Raw genomic sequence first — 600 nt, 5'->3', positions numbered from 1 at the left:
ACCATTTGTTGTTGATAGCTCTCCTTGAGTTACTAAGCTAGATACCAATGAGATTGTGAACTCCTGAATTTGGTTAACAGTCATTGTTGGATAGTTGATAACTGAGAACCCAGCAGCAGTCCCATCCACATTAGTTGTTTCAAGTGTCAATTTACCAGTAGTTGTCATACTTGCCTTAACCACTATTCCTTGATTTGGATTAGCACCATTTCTATCATTAAAAGTAATGATTGTTGGTTCAGCATCTCCTGTGTTGATACGGAAAATCATATTGTGGTTTCCAGAAGGAGCGGTTCCGCCATCAATTGTGAATCTTACCTTGATGTCAAAGATGTTTTCATCACCAAAGTTGAAGACCGGTTTAGTTCCATCATTGTTGTTAATCAAGTTTGATAAATCAAATACGGCTTTTGTAGCATTTGATTCAGCAGCAACTTGCGGTTGTCCAATGTCAGAAGCATATTTAAGCACTGATGTAACTATAGCACCACCACCTTGCAATGCCTTTTCCAAGTCATCAACTCTTTTAAGAATTGAGCCGGCAGTAGTTACTGTACCAATGGCATCAGTATTTGTTTTTATATTATTTTTGTTTGTGGC

General features: G+C 37.8%; 1 protein-coding gene. It reads right to left on the bottom strand.

Annotated elements, in window-relative coordinates; translation table 11 throughout:
* A partial coding sequence (locus HL054_RS22170) for a hypothetical protein (protein ID WP_369141295.1) occupies window positions 1-600 on the bottom strand: 600 nt, incomplete at both ends.

It is taken from the genome of Modestobacter versicolor, from assembly GCF_041028285.1.
Classification (GTDB): domain Bacteria; phylum Actinomycetota; class Actinomycetes; order Mycobacteriales; family Geodermatophilaceae; genus Modestobacter; species Modestobacter versicolor_A.
The sequence above is the reverse complement of the archived record's forward strand: the minus strand, read 5'-3'. Positions and strand labels throughout refer to the sequence as shown.